The organism is Jatrophihabitans sp. (assembly GCF_051960575.1).
In the GTDB taxonomy this organism is placed as follows: Bacteria; Actinomycetota; Actinomycetes; order Mycobacteriales; family Jatrophihabitantaceae; genus JBQCEE01.
In genome coordinates, this window is the sequence record NZ_JBQCEE010000192.1 from 1 (window position 1) to 4777 (window position 4777).

Consider the following 4777-nt stretch of genomic DNA (forward strand, 5'->3'; position numbering starts at 1 on the left):
TGGGTGCGCGACTCGCTGTCGATCCTCTACCAGTTGCTCGCCGGCGCCGGCGACGAGGGCGTCACCTACAAGACGGCGGTCGGGCTGCTCGGCGTCACCGACGACGCGCTGCTCGACGAGACGATCGACGCCCTGGCCGCGCACGACGCGCCCGCCGTCTTCCGCGCCGTCGACCGCGTGGTCGAGGCCGGGCACGACCCGCGCCGGTTCTCGCTCGACCTGCTCGACCGGTTCCGCGACCTGATCCTGCTCGCCGCCGTGCCGGACGCCGCCGAGCGCGGCCTGCTCGACCCGCCCGGTGACCAGCTCACCCGCATGCTCGACCAGGCCGACCGGCTCGGGCCGGCGACGCTCACCCGGTTCGCCGAGATCGTGCACGCGGCGCTGATCGAGATGCGCGGCACCACCTCGCCGCGCCTCGTGCTCGAGCTGTTGTGCGCGCGCATGCTGCTGCCCGACGCGACGGCCGACGCCGCGGCGCTGCTGCAGCGGCTCGAACGGCTTGAGCGCCGGCTCACCGTGGCCGGCGGCGGCGCGCCGGTCGCCGACGAGCGTCCGGTCGCGGCGTCCTCGGCCCGCGCGGCCGCCCCGGCTGCCCGCACCCCGACGGCGACCCCGTCGAGTGCGCCGGCGGCGCGGCCACCGGCCGCGCCTGCGGAGCCCCCGGTGGCCCCCGCGCCGCCCGCCGCCCCCAGCCGTGCCGCGTCGGACGCTCCGGCGACCCAGGCTGCGGCGTCGCCTCCGGCGGCGCCCGCTGCGTCCGCCCCCGGTGGCGGCGCGGCAGCGGCCGGTCGGGCGGCCGGGTCGCGACCGGCGGCGCGCGAGCCCCGGCCGGCCGGCCCGGGTGCGGCGGGCTTCACCGCTGCCGCCGACACCTCGCCGGCCCCGGCGACGCCGCCGCCGGGTGGTGGCGCCGCGGGCACCCTCGACGCCACCGCGCTGCGGCGGATCTGGCCCGAGGTGCTCGAGGTCGTCAAGCAGGCGAGCCGGCGCACCCGCGCGCTCGTCGACAACGCCCAGATCGCGTCGGTCACGGGCGACACGGTGAAGCTCGAGGCACCCGCGGCGCTGGCGAAGATGATCGCCGAGGACAGCAACACCGAGGTCCTGCGCGCCGCGCTGACCAAGGTGGTCGGCGGCACGTGGAAGATCGCGGTCGGTGCGGGCGGCGGCGCGGCGGACACCGCGCGGCCCGCGGCCACGGGCGCGGTGCGCTCGGCGCCCGTCCGCGAGCTGCCACCGGAGCCCGACCCGCGCGACGACCTCGAGCCCGACGACGACGGCCCGCCGGACGAACGCCCGGTCGTCGACCCCGAGCAGGAGGCACTGCGCCTGCTGCGCGACGAGCTCGGCGCGCGGCCGCTCGACGCCTCCTGACGACATCCGCCCTGAGCGGACGCGGCCCGCGCCGTCCGGGGGTTGCCAGGGGTGACGGTTAGGCTGGGAAGCCGCGACGGACGGCCGCGCGGGCAGCGCTGCGGCGCATCGAGCAGACAGCAGGGAGTCAGCATGGCGAAGGGTGGCGGGCCGCAGTTCGGCGGCGGCGGGCCGAACATGCAACAGCTGTTGAAGCAGGCCCAGAAGATGCAGCAGCAGATGGCGGCGGCGCAGGAGGAGCTGGCGGCGACCGAGGTCACCGGTTCGGCCGGCGGCGGCCTGGTGACCGCCACGGTCACCGGTGCCGGTGAGCTGCGCGCGCTCGCGATCGACCCGAAGGCCGTCGACCCGGACGACGTCGAGACGCTGCAGGACCTCGTCGTCGCCGCGGTGCGCGACGCGCGCCGGGTCGCCGAGGAGCTCGCCGAGCAGACGATGGGCCCGCTCACGAGCGGCCTCGGCGGGATGGCCGGCGGTCTCGGCCTTCCCGGCCTGTAGGCCGCAGGCCCCCATGTACGAAGGCGCGGTCCAGGACCTCATCGACGAGCTGGGGCGGCTGCCCGGCGTCGGTCCGAAGAGCGCGCAACGCATCGCGTTCCACGTGCTGGCGGCCGAGCCGGCCGATGTCGAGCGGCTCGCCGACACCCTCAAGCGGGTGAAGAACGAGGTCAAGTTCTGTTCCGTCTGCGGCAACGTCGCCGAGGCCGACACCTGCCGCATCTGCCTCGACCCCCGGCGTGACCCGTCGGTGATCTGCGTGGTCGAGGAGCCGAAGGACGTCGTCGCCATCGAACGCACCCGCGAGTTCCGCGGGCGCTACCACGTGCTCGGCGGCGCGATCAGCCCGATCGACGGCGTCGGGCCCGACGACCTCCGCATCCGCGAGCTGATGGTGCGGCTGCGCGACGACACCATCACCGAGCTGATCCTCGCGACCGACCCGAACCTCGAGGGCGAGGCGACCGCCACCTACCTGGCCCGCCTGCTCAAGGACCTCGGCATCACCGTCACCCGGCTGGCGAGCGGACTGCCCGTGGGCGGCGATCTCGAGTACGCCGACGAGGTGACGCTCGGTCGTGCCTTCTCGGGTCGGCGGCGGATGGACTGACGCGTGACGGCACGCGCACGGTGGGGGTTCCGGCTCGGCGGGCTGATCGCGCTCGCCCTCATCGCCGCCGGCATGCTCGTCGCCGTCCGCGGCGGCGCCGAGCCCACGGGTGCGGCCGGCGCCGTGCGCGCGTACTTCGCCGCCCTGCAGCGCGGGGACGCGGCCGGCGCGCTCGCCGAGGCGGTCGTGCCGGCGGGGCGCCGGCTGCTGCTCACCGACGCGGTGCTGCGCGAGCAGGACGCGCTCGGCCCGCTGCGCGACGTGGTCGTCGGCAGCGCGTCGACCAAGGGCGACCGGGGCAGCGTGCGGGTGCGCTACCGGGTCGCCCTGCCCGACGACCCGCAGCAGGTCGACGACGTCGTGCCCGTGGTGCGGCGGCAGGGCACCTGGTTGGTGGCCCGCGCCGCCGTGCGCACGAGCCTCGCGCTCGCGCAGGCCAACGACCGTGCCGCGTTGCTCGGGCACTCCCTGCCGCGGGGGCCGGTGCTGCTCTTCCCCGGCGCCGTGCCGGTGCGCTTCGACTCGCCCTACCTGCAGTTCGGCCCCGGCACCGGTGCCATCACCTTCGCCACCGGTGCGCAGACGCTGCTGCCCGTGCAGCTGAGCCAGGCCGGCACCGACGCGGTCGTCGCTGCGATGACGACGGCGCTGCGCACGTGTCTCGCAGGCACCGCGCCGGTCGACCCGCGCTGCCCGCTGCCCGACGATCGCTACGTGCCGGGCAGCGTGCGCGGTGCGCTGACCGGCTCGGTCGCCGACGCCGTGCACGCGCAGTTGCAGGCCGGCCCGTCCGGCCTGATCTCGATCACCGGCAGCATCGCCGTGACGGCGTCGTACACCCGGCTGAGCTACGCGAACGTGCCCCGCTCGGGCCGCGGGGCGATCCAGCTCGACCTCTCGGCGACGGCCTACGCCGTGCGTCCGCTCACCGTCTCGTGGACCGACGGGTGAGGCGCCTCGCGGCGCTGACCGCCGCCGCGCTCGTCGCCACCGTCGCCCCGGTGGTCACGCCGCCCGCCGGCGCGACGCCAGGGCCGGCGAACGCGCCGGAGTACTGGTTCGACAGCTGGCGGATCAGCGATCTCTGGAGCCAGGGCATCAAGGGACGCGGCATCACGATCGCCGTCGTCGACACTGGCGTGAACGCGGCGCTGCCGCAGCTGCGCGGCAAGGTGCTCGCGGGCACCAACCTCGGCAGCGCCGGCGGCGACGGGCGCATCGACCGCGACGTCGACGAGTTCGGCCACGGCACGGCGATGGCGTCGATCATGGTCGCCGACCCGGGTCCGTTCGGCATCACCGGCCTCGCACCGAGCGCGACGGTGCTGCCGGTGGCCGTCCCGCTGAACGGCACCACCGATGTCGGCGCCGACGACCGCCTGCCGCAGGCGATCCGGTACGCCGCCGACCACGGCGCGAACATCATCAACCTCTCGCTCGGCGGCAAGCGGACCCCGAGCCAGGACGGTGTGGCCTGTCCGCCGGACGAGCAGGACGCCGTCTACCACGCGCTGCGGGAGGGGGTCATCGTCGTCGCCGCGGCGGGCAACGACGGCCCGACCCACAACGCGATCGAGGAGCCGGGCGTCTGCCTCGGCGTCATCGCCGTCGGCGCGGTCGACGCCAGCGGCACGGTCGCCCCGTTCTCGTCGCGCGAGCCGTACCTGACGGTGTCGGCGCCCGGCGTGAACGTGCCGTCATTGAGCCGGGTGCCGGGTGTCGGGTACAGCGGCGACGGCACCAGCCAGGCCGCGGCGCTGGTCTCGGCCGTGCTCGCGCTCGTCTGGTCGGCCCACCGCGCCGAGCCCGCCCAGCGCATCGTCACCCGCCTGCTCGCGACGCTGGTCGGCCGCCGCAGCCGGCCGAGCCCGGCCTACGGCTACGGGCAGGTCGACGCGTACCGCGCGGTCAGCGCGACCGTCGCCGCCGACGCGGCGAACCCGGTGTACTCGGCGGCCGCGCCGTTCCTCGCCCGGGCCGGTGCCTGCGCTGCCGCCACGCGGGCACCCAGCCCCGCGGCGTCCGGGCCGGCGGGGGAGGGCGGGTTCGGCAGCTACCGGGTCGGCGCACCGCCCCGGCAGTCGGCGTCGAGCGTCGGCGCAGGCGTGACGACGGCCGTCACCGGCCTGGTGCTGCTTGTCGCGCTGCTGCTGCTCGCCCTGCGGACGCGGCGGCGTGCGGCGCACGCCGCCGCCGGATCGGCCGCGTCGGGACCGCCTCCGGCCGTCGCTCCGCCGTTCGTGAAGTCGCCGGTCGTGGCGCCGCCTCCAGTCGCGCCACGACCGGTCGTCG

4 protein-coding genes and 1 pseudogene are annotated in these 4777 nt (G+C 76.6%); all 5 read left to right on the plus strand.

What is annotated here, in order from left to right:
• A pseudogene (locus ACTHMS_RS10780) lies at positions 1-1377 on the plus strand (DNA polymerase III subunit gamma/tau); the annotation flags it as partial.
• Between the two features lie 132 nt (positions 1378-1509).
• Positions 1510-1875, plus strand: coding sequence for a YbaB/EbfC family nucleoid-associated protein (locus tag ACTHMS_RS10785; protein WP_440306663.1), 366 nt, complete (start codon positions 1510-1512; stop codon positions 1873-1875).
• Between the two features lie 13 nt (positions 1876-1888).
• Entirely contained in the window at positions 1889-2485 is a 597-nt protein-coding gene (gene recR, locus ACTHMS_RS10790) for a recombination mediator RecR (RefSeq protein ID WP_440306664.1), read from the plus strand.
• A gap of 3 nt (positions 2486-2488) precedes the next feature.
• Positions 2489-3436: a hypothetical protein gene (locus tag ACTHMS_RS10795; protein WP_440306665.1), complete on the plus strand. Its 948-nt coding sequence runs from the start codon at positions 2489-2491 to the stop codon at positions 3434-3436.
• Positions 3433-4777 (plus strand): S8 family peptidase (locus ACTHMS_RS10800; RefSeq protein WP_440306666.1); only part of this gene is annotated, 1345 nt, incomplete at its 3' end. The genes ACTHMS_RS10795 and ACTHMS_RS10800, both read left to right, overlap by 4 nt.